The following is a 15,757-nucleotide window of genomic DNA, read 5'->3' as shown; positions in this document are numbered from 1 at the left end:
GATAGAGGAGAACAAGTCATGGCCGTTACTTATGGTGTTAAAGAAATCGACGATATCAAGGTCTTCTATCGTGAAGCGGGGCCAGCAGATGCGCCTGTTTTGCTTCTACTGCACGGCTTCCCGACGTCTGGGCATATGTTTAGCAATCTTATTCCTGAGATCTCGAACCACTATAGGGTGATTGCACCCGACCTGCCGGGGTTCGGCAACACAGTAACCCCACCTCGGGACGCGTTCAGCTACAGCTTCGATCGCTACATTTTCTATTACGGCGCGCCGATCGGGCTGAGACTAGCGATGAAGCATCCGGAGCGGGTAAAAGCTATCTTCACGCAGAATGGTAATGCTTATCTGGAAGGCCTCAGCCAGGAGTGGGGACCGTGGCAGGCCTATTGGCGCGAACCGACACCCGAGCGTCGGAAGGTCTGCCGTGCTTCGCTGACCGATGAAGCAATACGCTTTCAATACCAGCATGGCGCGCCGGCGGAGCTTGTCTCCCCCGACGGTTACACACTCGACATCGCCTACATGCACCGGCCGGAAGCGATGGAGATCCAGCTAGACCTTGTTCTCAGCGACCGCACGAACGTGACGCTCTACCCGGACTTCCAGGCCTACTTTCGCAAGCATCAACCGCCACTGCTGGCCGTCTGGGGTCGCAATGACCCATTCTTCATTCCGGCAGGCGCCGAAACCTATCGATGCGACCTTCCCAGTGCAGAAGTCCATTTCCTGGACACGGGCCACTTCGCTCTCGAAGCCCACCGCAGCGAAATTTCAGCGCTGATATGTCGCTTCCTCAGTCCGTCAGGCTGTGGATCATGAGGTCGACCGCTCCGGAACTGGCTGTTCGTCCTCGACCGAACCCCATGCAGGTCGTCGCCTATGGGGCCTTCGCGCTGCTCGGGGTGATATGGGGAAGCAACTTCATTTTTATGAAATGGGCCGCTGTCTCGATTACGCCGGAGCAGATTGTTCTATTGCGTCTCGTCTTCGGTTTCGTGCCACTATTTGTGTTCGCCCTCGCAACACGGGCGCTGCGTTGGCGCGACTTGCGTTATCTTCACCACTTCACAGTGATGGCATTGTTGGCGACAGCGGTATATTACCTGGCATTTGCCAAGGGCACCGTGCTGCTTCTGTCGAGTGTCGCGGGAATGCTCAGCGGTGCTATTCCCCTTTTCACCTTTCTGACGGCTTGGCTTTTCCTGCGGGATGAACCGGTCAACGGGCGGACGGTCTGTGGGACGTTGCTCGGATTTGCTGGCGTACTTGTCATAGCGCGTCCGTGGAATGGGAGTAGTCAGGTAAGCTCCCTGGGCGTCCTTTGGATGATCGGCGGATCCCTGAGCGTTGGTTGCTCCTTCGTCTACGCGCGCAAATTCATCAGTCCGCTCGGACTGTCGCCACTGGCATTGACTACCTATCAAATTGGATTGGCGTTGCTTCTGCTGCTTGTGACCGTCGATCGGCACGGGATCATGGCCGTATTCATGGACCGCCGCGCCACCCTCGGGCTGGTGCTCGGACTAGGCCTGTGCGGAACAGGACTTGCTTATATCCTGTATTACATTCTCGTCGCGCGACTTGGCGCCATTGCGGCATCGGGTGTCACTTATGTCCCGCCGGTGGTAGCGCTCCTGATCGGCATTCTTTCAGTTGGTGAACCAGTTAGGCTTCTCGATGTCGGCGCCATGGTGGCGATACTCGCCGGCGTGGGCTTGCTCCAGGCCGGACGGCTCGCTCATGCAATGAAAGTTAAACCAGCACTGCGCTGACTTGAAGCCCGAGGGGTGACTTCCCGCAGCGACACCTGCAACAACCCTTGGACTCAGCACTAGAGGTATCTGGCATCCTGCAGATGAACTCGGCAGTGATGTAAGTGCAACGATGGGAACGCCATGGCTCTGTTTGAACTCGTCATCGCACTCCTTTTGATAGGGGCGCTGCTTGCGGCCTGGTCCAGCCGGGTCGGCCTGCCCTACCCGGCGCTGCTGGCGCTGGCAGGATCTGCGGCGGCCTTTATCCCGGGCATACCAATCATGGCGCTCGACCCGCGACTTGCACTCGTTCTATTTGTCGCACCGACGCTGCTCGACTCGGCCTATGACGCCTCGCCCCGGGACATACGCGCGAACTGGCTGCCGATAAGCGCCTTGGCCGTAATTGTCGTGCTGCTTACGGTCATCGCCGTCGCCTGGGTCGGGCATGCCATGGTGCCGGGAATGCCCTGGGCGGCTGCGGTAGCGCTGGGGGCCATCGTTGCACCGTCCGACGCTTCCGCAGCGACGGCCATCCTGCGCTACTTGCGGCCGCCGCATCGGTTGCTGGTAATCATACAAGGTGAAAGCCTGCTAAACGATGCTGTGTCGCTAATTATCTATCGCATCGCAGTCACTGCCGCCGTAACCGGCGGCAGCGTCGGATGGACGGTCATGCCACAATTTCTTTTCACGGTAGGTGGCGGCGGCCTGCTAGGCTGGACACTCGCCCGACTGCTGCTCATGACCCCTACCCACCGGTTGGAGATACCGATTGCGGTGCTTGTGCAGTTCCTAAGCACCTTCGCAGTCTGGTTGCTAGCGGACCGGCTCGGCGTATCGGCGATCATCACTGTGGTTGTTTATGCCGTTGTCATCGCGCGCCATGTTCCGCTGCGCGATGGCGCACGGCGTCGTATAGCATCCTACGCAGTATGGGACGTGGCAGTATTTGTTCTGAACGTATTGGCCTTTCTCCTGATCGGGCTGCAACTCAGGGCGATTGTCAGCCGCATGAGTGGGCAAATAGCGCTCTACGTCGAGGTTGCCGGCGTTGTACTGCTGGTTGTGATCCTCGTCCGACTTGTTTGGGTGATGGGGTACAACGCTATCCTGCGCTGGGCATTGCATCGGCTTGGCCCCCGTAGCGGGCGCCAGCCGGCACGGCCGACTGCGGGCGGCGGTCTCATTATCGCCTGGTGCGGGATGCGCGGCATTGTGACGCTGGCCACGGCGCTGGCCTTGCCGGATACCTTCATTGACCGGGACATCATCATCTTCTGCGCTCTCAGCGTGGTCCTTGGGACACTCATGCTTCAAGGGATGACCCTGCGACCGCTCATGCAACGTCTGCGGCTTCCGGAAGATAATTTAGTTCAAGAGGAAACGGTGCTCGCACGCCGTGAGACCGCACAGGCAGCGGTGGCGTTCCTGCGCAACGTCACCGTCTCGGATAATGCAGCGCTGCTGCTGGATGAGTATGCGACACGTGCAGAAGGTGTAGCCCAACTGGACGGCAGAGAGGACACCCTTGCGGGGTTACAGGGTAAAGCCGTGGTTGTGCAGCGGCAAAGGCTTGCTGTCCTAAGACGGGATGGTGTGATTGGCGACGATGCTTTCCATGCCATCGAGGAAGAACTCGACATCATCGAGCTGACGGCAGATCCACGTATTCGCGCTACAGCGGCGCCCTTGCCACACGTCGACTAGGTATAGGTTATCCCGGACTTTGAGTGCTGTCTTCGTGTACCGGTATGATGATTGAGTGATGATGCGCATAACTCAGCATAAACGGGGGCCTCCAGCACCCGGTCCTTCATCGAGAAATCGGGATGCTCTCGTCGTTGCGCAACCTACCAGCGGCATGACGTAATGCCTGGTAAGGCCGAATGCAGCTCAATGCTCTCGGATCTCGAGTTAACGAATGGTGGGACGGCCACGTTGATTGCAAGTCTCGGAAAAGACGGACTTACGTGATGAACGCTGAATAGTAAAGAGACATTGGCATTGTGTACTTGTGTTAATACCCCATGCACAGCGGCCGATGGAGGCTATCGCAGGGCTCAAGCATGGATCAAAGATGATCTCATAATAAAATGGGGCGGCCTTACCGCCTATCAGTCCGCAGACAGAAAGTCCAAGCCAGCCAGAGCGTGTACGATGGCGACCGTATGTAGTTCATCCACCAGGGCGTATTCGTCGGTCCCAGCCCATGTTAAACGGCGTCGGTCCCTAGACAACGGTGGGGATGTTTGCCAATCGGTACAACCGCGAATCTGATCCGCCTGCCCGCATATTGATGGCCAGGTATTGACCCAGCTCCTGTCTCGCGGCAGCCGCAACTGTTCGCACAATAGTGGCATCTTGTGCCGTGTAACTGGCCTCATAACGTCGCATTAAGAAATGTGTCGCGGGTGGATGCACCAGAATTTGCCGAGATGATTTTCTAAGGTTGGGAGCCTGAGTCAGCCAGCGGTAGATCAGAATGGATGACGGGCATAAGGGTAGGGACGGGGGCGGATGACACATCGACTTAGCCGGAAGAAATTCGCGACTTACGGCAGAAGAGTTGTGCGCAGCATTGTGCTCACGACGATTTTTCCGATAACAGCGCAGCTTTTATGGGGAGCGTTCCAAAATGACGAACTACGGCACGGCTAGCACGAAGTCTCGAAGCGCGGTCTCTAGCGTGATGTGGCCTCGCATTGCCCTGCCGCTTTACCTTCAAGTTAGATACGTCCGCCATTGAGCCTGAACCGGACCTACACGCGATATAGTGCGCATACCTAGCTGCATCAATGATTGAGCTCGATGCCATGATTAGCCGCAATAACGAGGAATGGCTATTGCAGCGGTTATGGCCGCTTCAGGAAATCAGATTGAACGCGGTTAGGCCGCCAGCTTTTCAATCACCAGGTCAAGGAGCGCACGCAGGCGTGCAAGGTGCCGTAAATCGCGATGATAGCCGACAAACGTATCACGACCAGGCGGCTTTTGTCCGATACCGATTGCCGCGATGCCAGGGATGCACTGACCCAAAGGGCACGGCAACACGGCCAGCCCTGCGCCTTCCGCGCAGAGTCGTGCCTGGACCTCCCGATTGTTGCTGCGAAAAGCTACGACCGCCTTCGGAAGCACTCGTTTGAGCCACAATGCATCGGGCATGTCTGCGAAGGCGGTATCCATTGTAACCACTCGGACGCCGCTCCCGTCGCCCATGCGCGGGCTGCTACTTCCAGCGGGACCATAAAGTGCATAAGGGATGTGGAGCAGCCGCCGTGAAATCACTTCCGGTTCTTCAAAGGGCTTGATACGAAAAACCATGTCGGCCTCTCGCCGTGGAAGACTATACAGTCGAGCATCTGTCAGAAGTTCGATACAAACTGCCGGGTGGCTCTGACCGAAGGTCGCGAGAATCGGGGCCAAGATTGTCGTGCCGAACCATTCGGAGGATGAGACCCGCAGCGGGCCTTCGAGCTGCCCTCCGCTACCGGCTAATGCACGCTGAAAGCCGAGGGCCTCCTCCTCCATGCGCTCGGCATGCCCCAACACTGCGGCGCCCTCGTCGGTTAGGATAAAGCCATCCGCCGTCCGCTGGAACAGGATCTGGCCCGTGACAGCTTCCAAGGCGCGTAGCCGTCGACCCATGGTCGGCTGGGTCTGCCCCAGCGTCCGAGCGGCAGCTCCGAGCGTGCCGACACGCGCAATAGCAAGGAAGATGCGGAGGTCACCCCAGTCCATGTTCGAATGCCAAAATAAAATTGTATGGGAGACTGTGCAGAAGCGATCAGGTCCCTTCAACTGCGTCAATCGATTGTTGCGGTCGCCCACGCACGAGGTAACCATGACCAGACTCAACACGATGCCGGCTGCTAGCGTCGGTACCGTGACGGCGCGGCTCCGCGTTGCGTCAACTCTCCGCCAGCGTCTGGATTAGATCACGTACTGGTGTGGATTGATACGCCTGCTTCAGTCCGTTTGACGCGAGTACCGTGGGGCGTGGAGGCTTGTGCAAGGCGCATGATGCCGGCCATCCTCAAGATAACTTGGCGGCTCGGTCGAGGCTGCTGGCGAGAGGATGACGCCTTTCGGCAGGTGACGACTTGCGTGGTTTCGCTGGTTGCATCGGTGGCCGTTACGTGCCCGGCAGCCAGTTCGCCACCGCGGCCTCTCCCATGGGCACAAGCCGGTAGACACCGGGTTCGACCCTCTCAAACCAGCCGTAGACGTTGCGCGACAGTATGGTCCCTGCATCACTGGCAACAGGGCGCAGGTCACGCGGCCGGAGCGGCCCCGCTTGCAAGGCAGCGGCACACGCCAGCGCCCGCTGCCGGTATGCCGTCATGATCGGCTGACGGGTCGAACCGCCTGGAGCAGGGTGCGGATTCCGACGATGCCGCTCGGGTATTCCGAGCATGTATTGCGCACCGTTCCGATTTGATGCCGCCCATCATTCCGATCTGATGGTGCCCAGGATGGTGTTGTCTCGCGGGTCGATTTCGCTCATGTCATAGGGGTGCGGGTGGGGTCAAGCAGTTGCTCGTTTCTTGCGCATGCTTTCGCCCTTGAGCTCGATCCGGTGCGCGTTGTGCACGATGCGGTCCAGGATCGCATCAGCCAGCGTCGGATTGCCGACGATCTCGTACCAGCGGTCGATCGGCACCTGGCTGGTGATGATGACCGAACCGGCGTCGTAGCGGTCCTCGAGGATTTCCAGCAGATCGCGTTGCTGCTCCGGTGTCAGCGGTTCTGGTCCCCAGTCGTCGAGGATTAGCAGGTCGACCCTGGCGAGTTGGTGCAGCAGTTTGGCGTAGCGGCCGTCGTTGCGTGCCAGCGCCAGGGCGGCAAACAGCCGTGGCACGCGCTGGTAGAGCACTGACAGGTTCTCCCGACAGGCCTTCTGGCCGAGCGCGCAGGCCAGCCACGACTTGCCGATACCCGCTGGGCCCGTCAGCAGGCAATGGCGGCGCTGCCGGATCCAGTCGCACCCGGCGAGTGCCAGGAACATCGTGCGGTCGAGCCCGCGCGGGGTCCGGTAGTCGACATCCTCGATCGCAGCCTGGTGGCGCAGCTTGGCGTTCTTGGCCCGGCTCTCGAACCGTTTCTGCTGGCGCAGCGTGACCTCACGCTCCAGCAGGATGGCGAGCCACTCCGCCTGATTGAGTGCGGCTGCCTCCGGATTGTCCGCCATGTCGCGGAATCCCTTGGCCATGCCATGCAGTCCAAGATCAGTGAGCAGGTCGAGCGTTGGGTGATTCAGCAAGATCGATCTCCTAATGGTAGTAGCTGGAGCCACGGATGTTGTCGTGCAGCAGTGGCGTCTCGTCCGTGGCTTGCGGCGACGTGGGTCGGTCGAGGCGATGCTTGAGGATCGAGGCGACAGAGGCATAGGCCAGGGCGCCGATCTCCACGGCGCGCAGGCTGGCCGCCTCGACCCGGACTGCATCCAGGCCGCGAAACAGTCGCAGGACACCCAGGCAGGTCCGAAACCCCTGCTCGGGATGCGGTCGGCGGGCGAGCACGGCGATGATCAGCGCCTCGGTGTTCGGCCCGATGCCGCGGGCCTGGCGCTGCAGACGTTCGGGCGTCCACTCGGCGTAGCGCCGATGTGCGCTTGGCATGTGCTCGGGTTGGGTGCCGTGCCGCGGTCCGCCATAACGCCGGACGTGCGCTGCGACCCGCTTGCCGCGATGGAACACCTCGATCGTGCGGGCCGTGGCACGGGTGTCGACCTGCTCGCGGATCAGCGCATGCGGCACCGAGTAGAAAAAGCTCTGCACCTCGACGTGGTAGTCGATGCCGACGCGGGCGAGGTGCCAGTCGGCATACTCGTAATCGTCTTGCGGCAGGGGCTGCATGGCGTGCCGCTCGATCGTCTCGAACAGCTGGCGGCGGCTGACGCCCAGGCGTCGCATCTCTCGATTGTTCATCCGCTCGAGGGCGACAGCGATCGCAGCATTGCACTCGCCCAGGGAAAAGAACGTGACGTTACGCAAGCGGCCGACGATGTAGGACTGCGCGAACCGCACGCCCGCCTCGACGGCGGCCTTGTCGCGTGGGCGCCGCGGCCGTGCTGGCAGGACGCCGACCCCGTAGTGCGCCGCCATCGCGGCATAGCTGCGGTTGATCTCGGGATCGTAGAACGAGGCCTTGTTGACGCCGCTCTTGAGGTTGTCCGGCACCAGCAGGCGCGGAACCGCACCGAAGTAGCGGAACATCCGCACGTGCGCGCCTACCCAATCAGGTAGTGCCTGCGACCAGGTTGCTTCGGCATAGGTCAGACTGGAGGCGCCAAGCACGGCGACGAAAATCTCCGCCATTCGCACTTCGCCGGTTACCGGATCGGCGATCGGCACCCGCTTGCCAGAGTAGTCGACAAACGCCTTGTGCCCGGCCACGTGCTGCTGGCGCATTGTCGGCGACAAACGCCTTTCAAAATCCCGGAACAGCTCGCAGAACCGACTGTAGGCATAACCCTCAGGATGGGTTGCTCTGTATTCCTCCCAAAGGATCACCAGGTTGACGCCCGGGCGCTTGAACTCGCGTACCAGCACCGCCCAGTCGGGTTCAGCGTGGTAGCGTGCTCCAAGCCGGACACCACCGTTGACGAACAGGCGCGCCATCAGGATCTCGTCCGTCGCGTCCACATCCAATGGCCAGGTGATCCCGGCCGCGATGGCTCGGCCGAGGTACTCGCGCACCGTGCTGGGCGAGATGCCCAGCTCGCGTGCGATCAAACGGGCGCTGGCGCCGGCTCCAAAATGCATCGTTAGTAAATGTCGTATCCGCCGCATGGACAGCCTCTGTGTCGGCATCCATCCCTCCATCGATTGCGATGGCGGCACTGGAGACCAGGTCATTGCTGACCCGCGAGACAATCCATCTCCGCTTGCCCACTCCTACCCTCATGGTGGGCGGGATCATCGGAATGGTGGGCGGCTTGAGATCGGAACGGTGGGCGACATCAAATCGGAATGCCGAGCGCCATCAGATCGGAATGGGTGGGCGGCTTACGTCGGAATCCGCAGCAGGGTCTCCGCGCCGTCCACCGTGCTCCTTGAGGATGCGACGCCGCTTCCTGACATTTATCCGCGGGCGATAAGGCTCCGGCTCTGCGACAACGCTGACCCGGCCATCCAAGACATCGACTGTAAGCAGCCCCAACCCCAACAGCCGGCAAAGGCGGTGAACCCGCCGATCACCGTCACGTCCGCGGCGAGTGGCGGTGACGGCAACCCAAACCTCGTCCGCAGCCGCCATGCGATCCACCGCCTGGAGCAGCAGCTCGAGCGTGAAGGAGAGTTTCATCTCCACGATCACCAGCAAGGGCGGTTCCTCACCCCGCACCGCGACAATGTCGCAGCTGCAGATCTCGCCCTTCACGACGAAGCCTTGAACCTCGAGAAATGCCTTCAGTAGAGGATAAAGCGCCGTCTCGACCGGACTGGATGCCAGAACGGAAGCGGGCTTGTCGGCCACGATCGCTACTCCACACCCTTCGCCATTTTTAGGGCTTCAGTCATGATCTCCTGGATCGTCATCCCGGTCTCGGCTGATCGGCGATGCAGCCAGCGGTGCATCGGCACCGTCGCCCGGTAGGTCAGCGCCACGGTTGGCTCTGGCCTGATGAAGGCAAAGCTGTCCTGCTTCGGCTTGCGGACGATGCTGGCCTCGGTGTCGAGTGCCGGGGCAAACAGCAGGCTCTGCCCGGCGACCTCTGCCTGGGACGCCCGTTCGCGGTCCCGCTCCATGCTGACCATGCTGCGGTCGAGCGCCGTCTGGATGATGTTCTGCCCGGTGGTCGAAAAGCGTCGCACCAGCCGCTTCAGCCGATCATGGCGGAACGAGTCCAGCCGGACGGTGACCGGGATGGTGCCAGGCTTATGGTGCAGCCGCGGCGCCATCGGTGCCGGCGTCACGCTTGCTGAAAGCTCCGTGCTGTCGGAAACCTGCATATCGACTCCTCGAGCGAAAGACCCTGAAGAGTCTAGAACCAAGCCATGCTCGGACGCGAACTCTGAGCCTGGCGGATCAGCTTTTGTCTCGGCGCTCCCTCGGCGGCCTCAGCCTGCTGAGCTTTTTGGAATGCCGCCTGGGGTAGGCAGATCCGGATCGGGTCGAACAGGATGTCCTGGTCGGCATCGATCTCGCCCTGCTTGGCCATCTCCAGACACGCCATGAAGGTCCCCGCCAGCGCAACACGCACCTGCTTGGTCCAAGTACGGCCCTCCCCCATCTCTAGCTCCGGCTCCGGCTCCGGCTCCGGCTCCGGCAGGAAGATCCCCAATTCACCCTCTAACCGATCTGCCGCCAGCAGCATGCGGATCCGCGCCAGTGCCTGCTCGACCCGACAGAACGGCACCAGCATTGTGCGGTAGACCGGCGCGGTGTCAGGGCGGCTGCGCGGTCCCCGCAGCACCACGGGTCAGGCCTCGAGCAACGCCATCGTGGTCTTGGTGCGGCTGTCCTGTTGTTACCGTGGCCGGGCGAACACCTCCTGTCCCAGCTGTGGCTATGCCTCCAGCCAAGCCGCAGTTCTTCCGCGGCGGCGTCCTGCTCGGCGGTGGCGGCCTCGGCCGCGCTGGCCGGGAACAGCAGCCGTGACCGCAGCAGCAGCAGCCGGGCGGCCCATGCTCGACGTCTTCAGAAGCACGGCTAACGTCATCACGTCCACGCAAGCACGGACTGACGACAGAACCCTGTTTTGCTGGCGTGACCGAAGCCGCTTCTAGGCCCGTGATTTTCGCATCAAGTCGTCGCCACGAGAAGCGAAGCCAACCCTGGCGTGTACAGGTTCTCATCAAGTGAACGTCGCACTTGGTATCATCAAGGTAGTGATCACCAACATCTATTGGGTAAATCAGTCCCAGGGACGTACTCTGTTCCCTCGCCTACGGTGGCAAGCTTGCTCACGCTACCGGTTCCATGCCAGCTGGGGAAATCGGTGATTTACACCAGGTCACGAAATTCCTCTCTAGTTATGCTGTAACCGTGTCGCCAAGCTATCCGAAAGAGTGTCTTGCTCAGGAGGATAAGACGTGACACTGCACAAAAATCGAGTTCAATTTTGTCATCGCTTGGCATTGGTGTCGGCGGCTGTGGTGGGCTTGAATGCCAGTCAAAGCTTCGGCGCCGATGCGATATCTGTAGCGAACGAGAGTAGGCAGCCGGTTACACGGCACGTGCTTTACGTTGAGTCGAATGACGCTCGACCGAACAGTAACAGCATCTTTGCATATGGTATTGCGGATGATGGAAGTCTCCGTCAGATTTCAGGCTCGCCCTTTGCAACGGGGGGTACTGGCTTTGTTGACCCTTCCTTCGCCCTCGGGCCGTTTGACAACGACCAGCAGTTGGTAATGAGCCGGAACCTGGACACGTTGTTCGCGGTCAATCCGGGTTCAAATACGCTGACAGCGTTCCATGTCTCGCCGAACGGCCGCCTCTCGCTTTCGCTCGGCTGGCCAACGCATAGCGGCGGTAGTACGCCAATCTCGATCGGCCGGGTAGGCAATCGACTAATCGTTCTGAACAGCAGCGAAGATCCGGCTCAGGCGGCGACAGCCGGAGCACCAAATGCCCAGACTATCGACATTCTGCCGGGCGGCTTTCCGCTACGGCGTCCGCTCCAGGTAGTGGACTTGCCAAAGGAATCGGATCCCACACAAGCGCTCACGACCAATACCGGCCGCTTCATCTTTGGTACCGGGTTCCCGGCCGGCGGCAGCATTGCGGCCTTCGAGCGTAATCCCGATGGTTCGATCATTCCTACGGACACTGTAGAACCGCCGACATTCAATGGAACCCAAGCGCTTGCTCTTGGTCTCTGGGCGCATCCGAAGCTACCCTACCTCTATGCCGGCTTAGTCAATGTCAACCGTCTCGGCGTCTACCGCTACAACAAAGCCGGGAAGCTGAGCCTCGTCACCACCGTTGCGGATACCGGGCAGGGTTTGTGCTGGCTTAGAGTGACACCGGATGGAAAATGGTTGTTTGCTTCAAACACCGGTGACAATTCGGTCTCGGTTTTCGACCTGCGTGATCCTGCTAAGCCAGTCGAGGTTTCCCGCGCCGTCGGTGGTGGTGCCGGCGGCTACTACCAGATCGGCTTGTCGCCGGATCAGCGACACCTCTACGCGCTTGAGGAGGAGACCTCAACCGCGGCAGAGGGTAAAAGCAACAAGATCCACGTCTTTGATTTTGACCAGATTAAAGGCCGGCTCAGTAACGACCCCGACAAGACAATCTCTTTGCCAGTTGCTGCCAATACGCGGCCCTTCGGCCTGATCATCCGCTGAAAAGTGCATGCCGTGGCCGCTGGATCAGGGCGGCGACGGCATGCTGATCTTCAGACAGCGGAAGGCCTCCAGTCGTACGAAGATTGCGCAACTTGCTGCTGTGGATGTCAAAGGCGGCACAGGTTATCCGAACGGCCGCCGCGTAAAACAGACGCGCAGAGCAGCCGCCCTTAAGCCCATGAGCCTGACGGCACTCGATCTCTAGCTTCGGTAACTCGTGCCGTTATCAAAGGTCGACCGCGTTCCCTTGCTCGACGGATACTTGACAGAATCGCAATTGGTTTTATCCGGCCTGACGGATATTTCACCGACCCACTTAAGGTCAAAGGGAATACCAGCTCCGCGCATAGCTTATATCGCGCCGCATCATGGGCATAGTTAAGCGGTTCAACACGCTTGGTGAGACGCTGTCTCAAGTTTCCGGCAAGCATGTATCAATACTCAAGAGAACTACGACGGCACCGTCATAGCCGCCCCGCGGTGCATGGAATTTCTCTCGCCGATCGGCCTACGGCTCGCCCCAACTACCGTGCAAGCGCCGAGGCACGGCTCTGCCAAACCAGATGCGGTTCGTAGGTGCTTACCCGTGCAGCAACAGACCACTACCAACGGGTCAAAGTCGGCACTACCAGCCGCGATACGATCGTGACGATTCCGCATCCGACGCTGTACCAGACCGCCGTATAGAGCGGATCGTCGAACGGGCAGGCGAACACGAACACGAACGCACCCCAGGCGGCGGCGGCGATCCCGACCATCCAGGCGGTGCCCTTCCGGTCGGTCGGAGCGCCGCGCTGCATGAGCACCCCGAGGCCCATGACCGGCGGTATCGCCAGCAACATCATCTTATAAACGCACCAGATTCCGTTGCGCCAGTCGAGGCGGCCGACCACTGCGCCCCAGCCGCCGCGCCCGGCATCGATCATCCACCCGGCACCCAGGCAGATCGCCACCAGCGCCACCACCGCGATCAGCCCGCGGCGTGGGGAGCGGACCGGGTCGAACGACATGACCGCTGCCGCGCCGCTGAACAGGGCGATCAGGCCGAGCCCGGTCAGCTTCCACCAGAAGGACGGCTGCACCATGGCAAGCGGCATGTTGGGACGCGTCGCACCCATGCCCAGGAACAGGATCAATTCGATCAGGCAGATGCCGCCGATGATGACCCCGTCGATGACCGGGTTGCGCGGCCGCACAGGCTTGAGACCGACCGTCAGCCGATCGATCAGGAATTCATTCGACATCGGCGCGCTTCCGTACCAATGAGCTCAGCCGGCCGAGGCCACGGTGGATATTGACCTTCACCAGCGACATCGTCTGTCCGGTGCGCGACGATGCTTCCTGGATACTCAGGCCCTGCAGCTTGACCAGGCGAATGACATCGGCTTGCGCGGGCTTCAATTCATCGAGCAGTCGTTCCAGCGACCTGGCGCTGGTGACTGCATCTTCATGATCGGGAATGGCAATGTCAGTCGTCAGTTCCTCGGTCCGGGAAGATTTCATCGCGCGCAGCCGGTCGATCCATTTGTAGCGGGCGATCGCGCCGAGCCACGGTTCGAACGGCCTCGATGGCTCATAGGTATGGCGCTTCTCGTGCACTGCAAGCAGCGTGTCCTGCACGGCATCGTCGACCATCGCCGGTGGCAGGCGCCGCACGAAGTAACGATGCAGCCACGGGTCGATCTCGCCGAGCAGGCGCCGATAGACGGCGGCGTTGCCGGATTGCGCCGCCGCCATCATCTCGGTCCAGCCGCGATCGCTCACACCATGTCCTGCTGATCCCTCGGATCCGGATTTGCCCGATAATGACCAGGACGATTCGGGTACGATAGGACCGTCGAACTGACGCCGCAACATGGCCGGTCCGGGACTATCGCTCGGCTCGCCGGCGTCCGGGGTCATGCATCGGCCTGGAACTCCAGGGCGATGCCGTTCATGCAGTAGCGAAGACCGGTCGGCTTCGGGCCATCATCGAACACATGGCCGAGATGCCCGCCGCAGGTCGCGCAATGCACCTCCGACCGGTCCATGCCGAAGCTCGTGTCGGTGGCCACGAGAACCTCTCCGCCGATCGGCTGCCAGAAGCTCGGCCAACCGGTCCCGCTCTCGAACTTCGTGGCCTCGTCGAATTTGGGCTGCCTGCAGCCGGCGCACAGGAAGCGGCCGTGGCGCTTCTCCTTCAGCAAGGCGCTGGACCAGGGAACCTCGGTGCCAGCCTGCCGGAGCACCTCGAACTGACCCGGGCTGAGCAGGCGGCGCCACTCGGCCTCGGTGTGGACCACGGCGTATGGATGGGCGTCCGAACCGCCGACGGTCGCGGCCGTGGCCATCGGCGGCGCGGCCAGTGCACCGCGTGCCGCGGCCACGACGCCCAGGAAAGCCACGCCCTTGATCAAGATGTCCCGTCGATCGTGTCGCATCATCCGTCCCGCCGCTATCCAGCTTCCACATGGTATTCGCGGCGGCACCCCGGCGGTTACAGCACGGTGCGCTGATATTGCGCAGCATGATCACCGGCGGCCGGGTCGCGGAACCTACCGACTGGGAGACCGCATCATGAACCCGTTCAGGCGGGCCGGCCCGACCTATGACGAGGTTTGTCCCGTTCTGGTCAAGATCGAACGCCGGCTGATGCTGCGCAGTGCGCTGTCGCTCGGCGCCTTGTCGATACTGACGGAATGCAACTTGGACGATGGCGAGCCGTGGATCGGGCGTTGAAAAATCATGTCGCGGTTCGACGACGAGGTCCAGGCCGCCGCTTGGACACCCAAACGAGTATGCTGCGGCTGGTGAGCTAAACCCTGATGATCTTGTCGCCTGCCTGGTCCGGATCGGAACGCATGCCAACCAGCTGCACTTACAATCAACTTGTTCACCTAAGCTTTTGCGGTAACGATGCATTTGCAGCCGTCGGAATGAGAGCAACTCGAGCCGTTGTCCGTGCATCCGTCTAAACATCGTTCCTAGACGAGCCTGCCGGTGTCAGACTGCAGGATATTGCTGGAAATGGTGCTTTCTCACGCTTTAATGCGCTTATATGGCTCTCCCTCAACGCGTGGGGGTCTGTCGCAAGCGTGTGACGCTGCGACTTGGTTCCAGGATGGCATTTGGCCACATTGTGGTGACACCGCGTTGATATCGCATGAGAACAGACAGCGAGTGGTCGCATGGTCCGGGCATTAAGGTTTCCGCAGCTATCAAGCTCGGAGACGGCTGGCTCGTCTCTGCGGTGATGTCCGGTGTCGCGGGTGCCCAGCATGTAGCACTCGCTCCAGTCACCGCCACGGCTTATGTGTGCGGCGTCTGCAGGACCTGCCGACTCAAGGGGCTGCCGTGAAGCTGACGCTCAAAGTGGCACGATGGCTATGCCTTAATCGCGAGTGCGCTCAGCGGACGTTCGCCGATCGCGGGCAGCAGATCGTGGCCCCATACGGCCGTCGGACGCTTCGTATCGTCGACCTTGCAGGCCCGATGATCTACCACGGGGCGCACGAAATCACAGGAGATGCCGTGTCTCGTCATGAACCACGTCGCCAAGCAGTATACGGTTTTTGACAGAATCTCTAATCCCGAGCGCATTACATCACGGATCGTGCCGAAGTCTAAAAGACTGGAACACTTAATACTTCAACCTCAATAGTGATATCAAGGTTTCAAATGTTCAGGACAGATTCGCAAACTTGCGACGAACTACCATTC

17 protein-coding genes are annotated in these 15,757 nt (G+C 60.7%); 7 read left to right on the top strand and 10 right to left on the bottom strand.

The genetic code is table 11. The features are described 5' to 3' along the window. Window positions 1-18: 18 nt before the first annotated feature. The 3 genes from HN018_RS03785 to HN018_RS03775 all read left to right on the top strand — a co-directional run bounded on the left by HN018_RS03785 (window position 19) and on the right by HN018_RS03775 (window position 3,470). A complete protein-coding gene (locus HN018_RS03785; protein WP_171837698.1) occupies window positions 19-825 on the top strand; it encodes an alpha/beta fold hydrolase in 807 nt (268 codons plus the stop codon). 44 nt (window positions 826-869) lie between these two features. Beyond that, window positions 870-1,778, top strand: a complete 909-nt coding sequence (locus tag HN018_RS03780) for a DMT family transporter (protein ID WP_171837699.1) — start codon at window positions 870-872, stop codon at window positions 1,776-1,778. A gap of 123 nt (window positions 1,779-1,901) precedes the next feature. Further along, a complete protein-coding gene (locus tag HN018_RS03775) occupies window positions 1,902-3,470 on the top strand; it encodes a cation:proton antiporter (protein WP_171837700.1) in 1,569 nt (522 codons plus the stop codon). A gap of 1,179 nt (window positions 3,471-4,649) precedes the next feature. Here HN018_RS03775 and HN018_RS03770 read toward each other — a convergent pair. From HN018_RS03770 to HN018_RS03740, 7 genes are all read right to left on the bottom strand, one after another. Continuing rightward, complete coding sequence (locus HN018_RS03770) at window positions 4,650-5,621, bottom strand: LysR family transcriptional regulator (protein ID WP_239478993.1); 972 nt, start codon at window positions 5,619-5,621, stop codon at window positions 4,650-4,652. 274 nt (window positions 5,622-5,895) lie between these two features. After that, window positions 5,896-6,177: a DUF2161 family putative PD-(D/E)XK-type phosphodiesterase gene (locus HN018_RS03765; protein WP_171837701.1), complete on the bottom strand. Its 282-nt coding sequence runs from the start codon at window positions 6,175-6,177 to the stop codon at window positions 5,896-5,898. Between the two features lie 111 nt (window positions 6,178-6,288). Beyond that, window positions 6,289-7,023: an IS21-like element helper ATPase IstB gene (istB, locus tag HN018_RS03760; RefSeq protein ID WP_171837778.1), complete on the bottom strand. Its 735-nt coding sequence runs from the start codon at window positions 7,021-7,023 to the stop codon at window positions 6,289-6,291. A 10-nt stretch (window positions 7,024-7,033) separates the two neighbouring features. Next, window positions 7,034-8,554 carry an IS21 family transposase gene (gene istA / locus HN018_RS03755; RefSeq protein WP_172443514.1) on the bottom strand — a complete coding sequence of 507 codons (1,521 nt, stop codon included), beginning with the start codon at window positions 8,552-8,554 and terminating at the stop codon, window positions 7,034-7,036. Window positions 8,555-8,747: 193 nt separating this feature from the next. Further along, window positions 8,748-9,239: a DUF2161 family putative PD-(D/E)XK-type phosphodiesterase gene (locus tag HN018_RS03750; protein WP_172443451.1), complete on the bottom strand. Its 492-nt coding sequence runs from the start codon at window positions 9,237-9,239 to the stop codon at window positions 8,748-8,750. A gap of 5 nt (window positions 9,240-9,244) precedes the next feature. Beyond that, complete coding sequence (locus HN018_RS03745) at window positions 9,245-9,715, bottom strand: hypothetical protein (protein ID WP_171837767.1); 471 nt, start codon at window positions 9,713-9,715, stop codon at window positions 9,245-9,247. A 32-nt stretch (window positions 9,716-9,747) separates the two neighbouring features. After that, window positions 9,748-10,128, bottom strand: a complete 381-nt coding sequence (locus HN018_RS03740; protein WP_171837766.1) for a hypothetical protein — start codon at window positions 10,126-10,128, stop codon at window positions 9,748-9,750. Window positions 10,129-10,798: 670 nt separating this feature from the next. On the opposite strand from HN018_RS03740, the gene HN018_RS03735 reads away from it, so the two are divergent. After that, window positions 10,799-12,058, top strand: a complete 1,260-nt coding sequence (locus HN018_RS03735; protein ID WP_171837765.1) for a lactonase family protein — start codon at window positions 10,799-10,801, stop codon at window positions 12,056-12,058. A 7-nt stretch (window positions 12,059-12,065) separates the two neighbouring features. Then, entirely contained in the window at window positions 12,066-12,263 is a 198-nt protein-coding gene (locus HN018_RS03730) for a hypothetical protein (protein WP_171837764.1), read from the top strand. A gap of 397 nt (window positions 12,264-12,660) precedes the next feature. Here HN018_RS03730 and HN018_RS03725 read toward each other — a convergent pair whose 3' ends face one another. The 3 genes from HN018_RS03725 to msrB form a co-directional block, all read right to left on the bottom strand. Beyond that, window positions 12,661-13,302: an NrsF family protein gene (locus tag HN018_RS03725; RefSeq protein ID WP_171837763.1), complete on the bottom strand. Its 642-nt coding sequence runs from the start codon at window positions 13,300-13,302 to the stop codon at window positions 12,661-12,663. Next, a complete protein-coding gene (locus HN018_RS03720; RefSeq protein ID WP_239478796.1) occupies window positions 13,292-13,822 on the bottom strand; it encodes a sigma-70 family RNA polymerase sigma factor in 531 nt (176 codons plus the stop codon). Before HN018_RS03720 ends, HN018_RS03725 begins: the two co-directional genes overlap by 11 nt. A 134-nt stretch (window positions 13,823-13,956) precedes the next feature. Next, window positions 13,957-14,481 (bottom strand): peptide-methionine (R)-S-oxide reductase MsrB, encoded by a 525-nt coding sequence (gene msrB / locus HN018_RS03715; protein ID WP_171837762.1) that lies wholly within the window; start codon window positions 14,479-14,481, stop codon window positions 13,957-13,959. A gap of 133 nt (window positions 14,482-14,614) precedes the next feature. Here msrB and HN018_RS03710 point away from each other — a divergent pair, with 133 nt between their 5' ends. Both HN018_RS03710 and HN018_RS29345 read left to right on the top strand, forming a co-directional pair. Continuing rightward, on the top strand, window positions 14,615-14,776 hold the full coding sequence (locus HN018_RS03710) for a hypothetical protein (protein WP_171837761.1): 162 nt from the start codon (window positions 14,615-14,617) through the stop codon (window positions 14,774-14,776). A gap of 495 nt (window positions 14,777-15,271) precedes the next feature. Further along, window positions 15,272-15,613, top strand: a complete 342-nt coding sequence (locus HN018_RS29345) for a transposase family protein (protein WP_171837769.1) — start codon at window positions 15,272-15,274, stop codon at window positions 15,611-15,613. The last annotated feature ends 144 nt before the right edge of the window (window positions 15,614-15,757 follow it).

Source organism: Lichenicola cladoniae, assembly GCF_013201075.1.
In the GTDB taxonomy this organism is placed as follows: domain Bacteria; phylum Pseudomonadota; class Alphaproteobacteria; order Acetobacterales; family Acetobacteraceae; genus Lichenicola; species Lichenicola cladoniae.
The sequence above is the reverse complement of the archived record's forward strand: the minus strand, read 5'-3'. Positions and strand labels throughout refer to the sequence as shown.

Excerpts from the sequence above, each read along its gene's own strand:
- HN018_RS03785 (WP_171837698.1), top strand. The coding sequence starts at position 19 with ATGGCCGTTACTTATGGTGTTAAAGAAATCGACGATATCAAGGTCTTC.
- HN018_RS03780 (WP_171837699.1), top strand. The coding sequence starts at position 870 with ATGCAGGTCGTCGCCTATGGGGCCTTCGCGCTGCTCGGGGTGATATGG.
- HN018_RS03775 (WP_171837700.1), top strand. The coding sequence starts at position 1,902 with ATGGCTCTGTTTGAACTCGTCATCGCACTCCTTTTGATAGGGGCGCTG.
- HN018_RS03765 (WP_171837701.1), bottom strand. The coding sequence starts at position 6,177 with ATGCTCGGAATACCCGAGCGGCATCGTCGGAATCCGCACCCTGCTCCA.
- istA (WP_172443514.1), bottom strand. The coding sequence starts at position 8,554 with ATGCGGCGGATACGACATTTACTAACGATGCATTTTGGAGCCGGCGCC.
- HN018_RS03745 (WP_171837767.1), bottom strand. The coding sequence starts at position 9,715 with ATGCAGGTTTCCGACAGCACGGAGCTTTCAGCAAGCGTGACGCCGGCA.
- HN018_RS03740 (WP_171837766.1), bottom strand. The coding sequence starts at position 10,128 with ATGCTGGTGCCGTTCTGTCGGGTCGAGCAGGCACTGGCGCGGATCCGC.
- HN018_RS03730 (WP_171837764.1), top strand. The coding sequence starts at position 12,066 with ATGCCGTGGCCGCTGGATCAGGGCGGCGACGGCATGCTGATCTTCAGA.
- HN018_RS03725 (WP_171837763.1), bottom strand. The coding sequence starts at position 13,302 with ATGTCGAATGAATTCCTGATCGATCGGCTGACGGTCGGTCTCAAGCCT.
- msrB (WP_171837762.1), bottom strand. The coding sequence starts at position 14,481 with ATGATGCGACACGATCGACGGGACATCTTGATCAAGGGCGTGGCTTTC.
- HN018_RS03710 (WP_171837761.1), top strand. The coding sequence starts at position 14,615 with ATGAACCCGTTCAGGCGGGCCGGCCCGACCTATGACGAGGTTTGTCCC.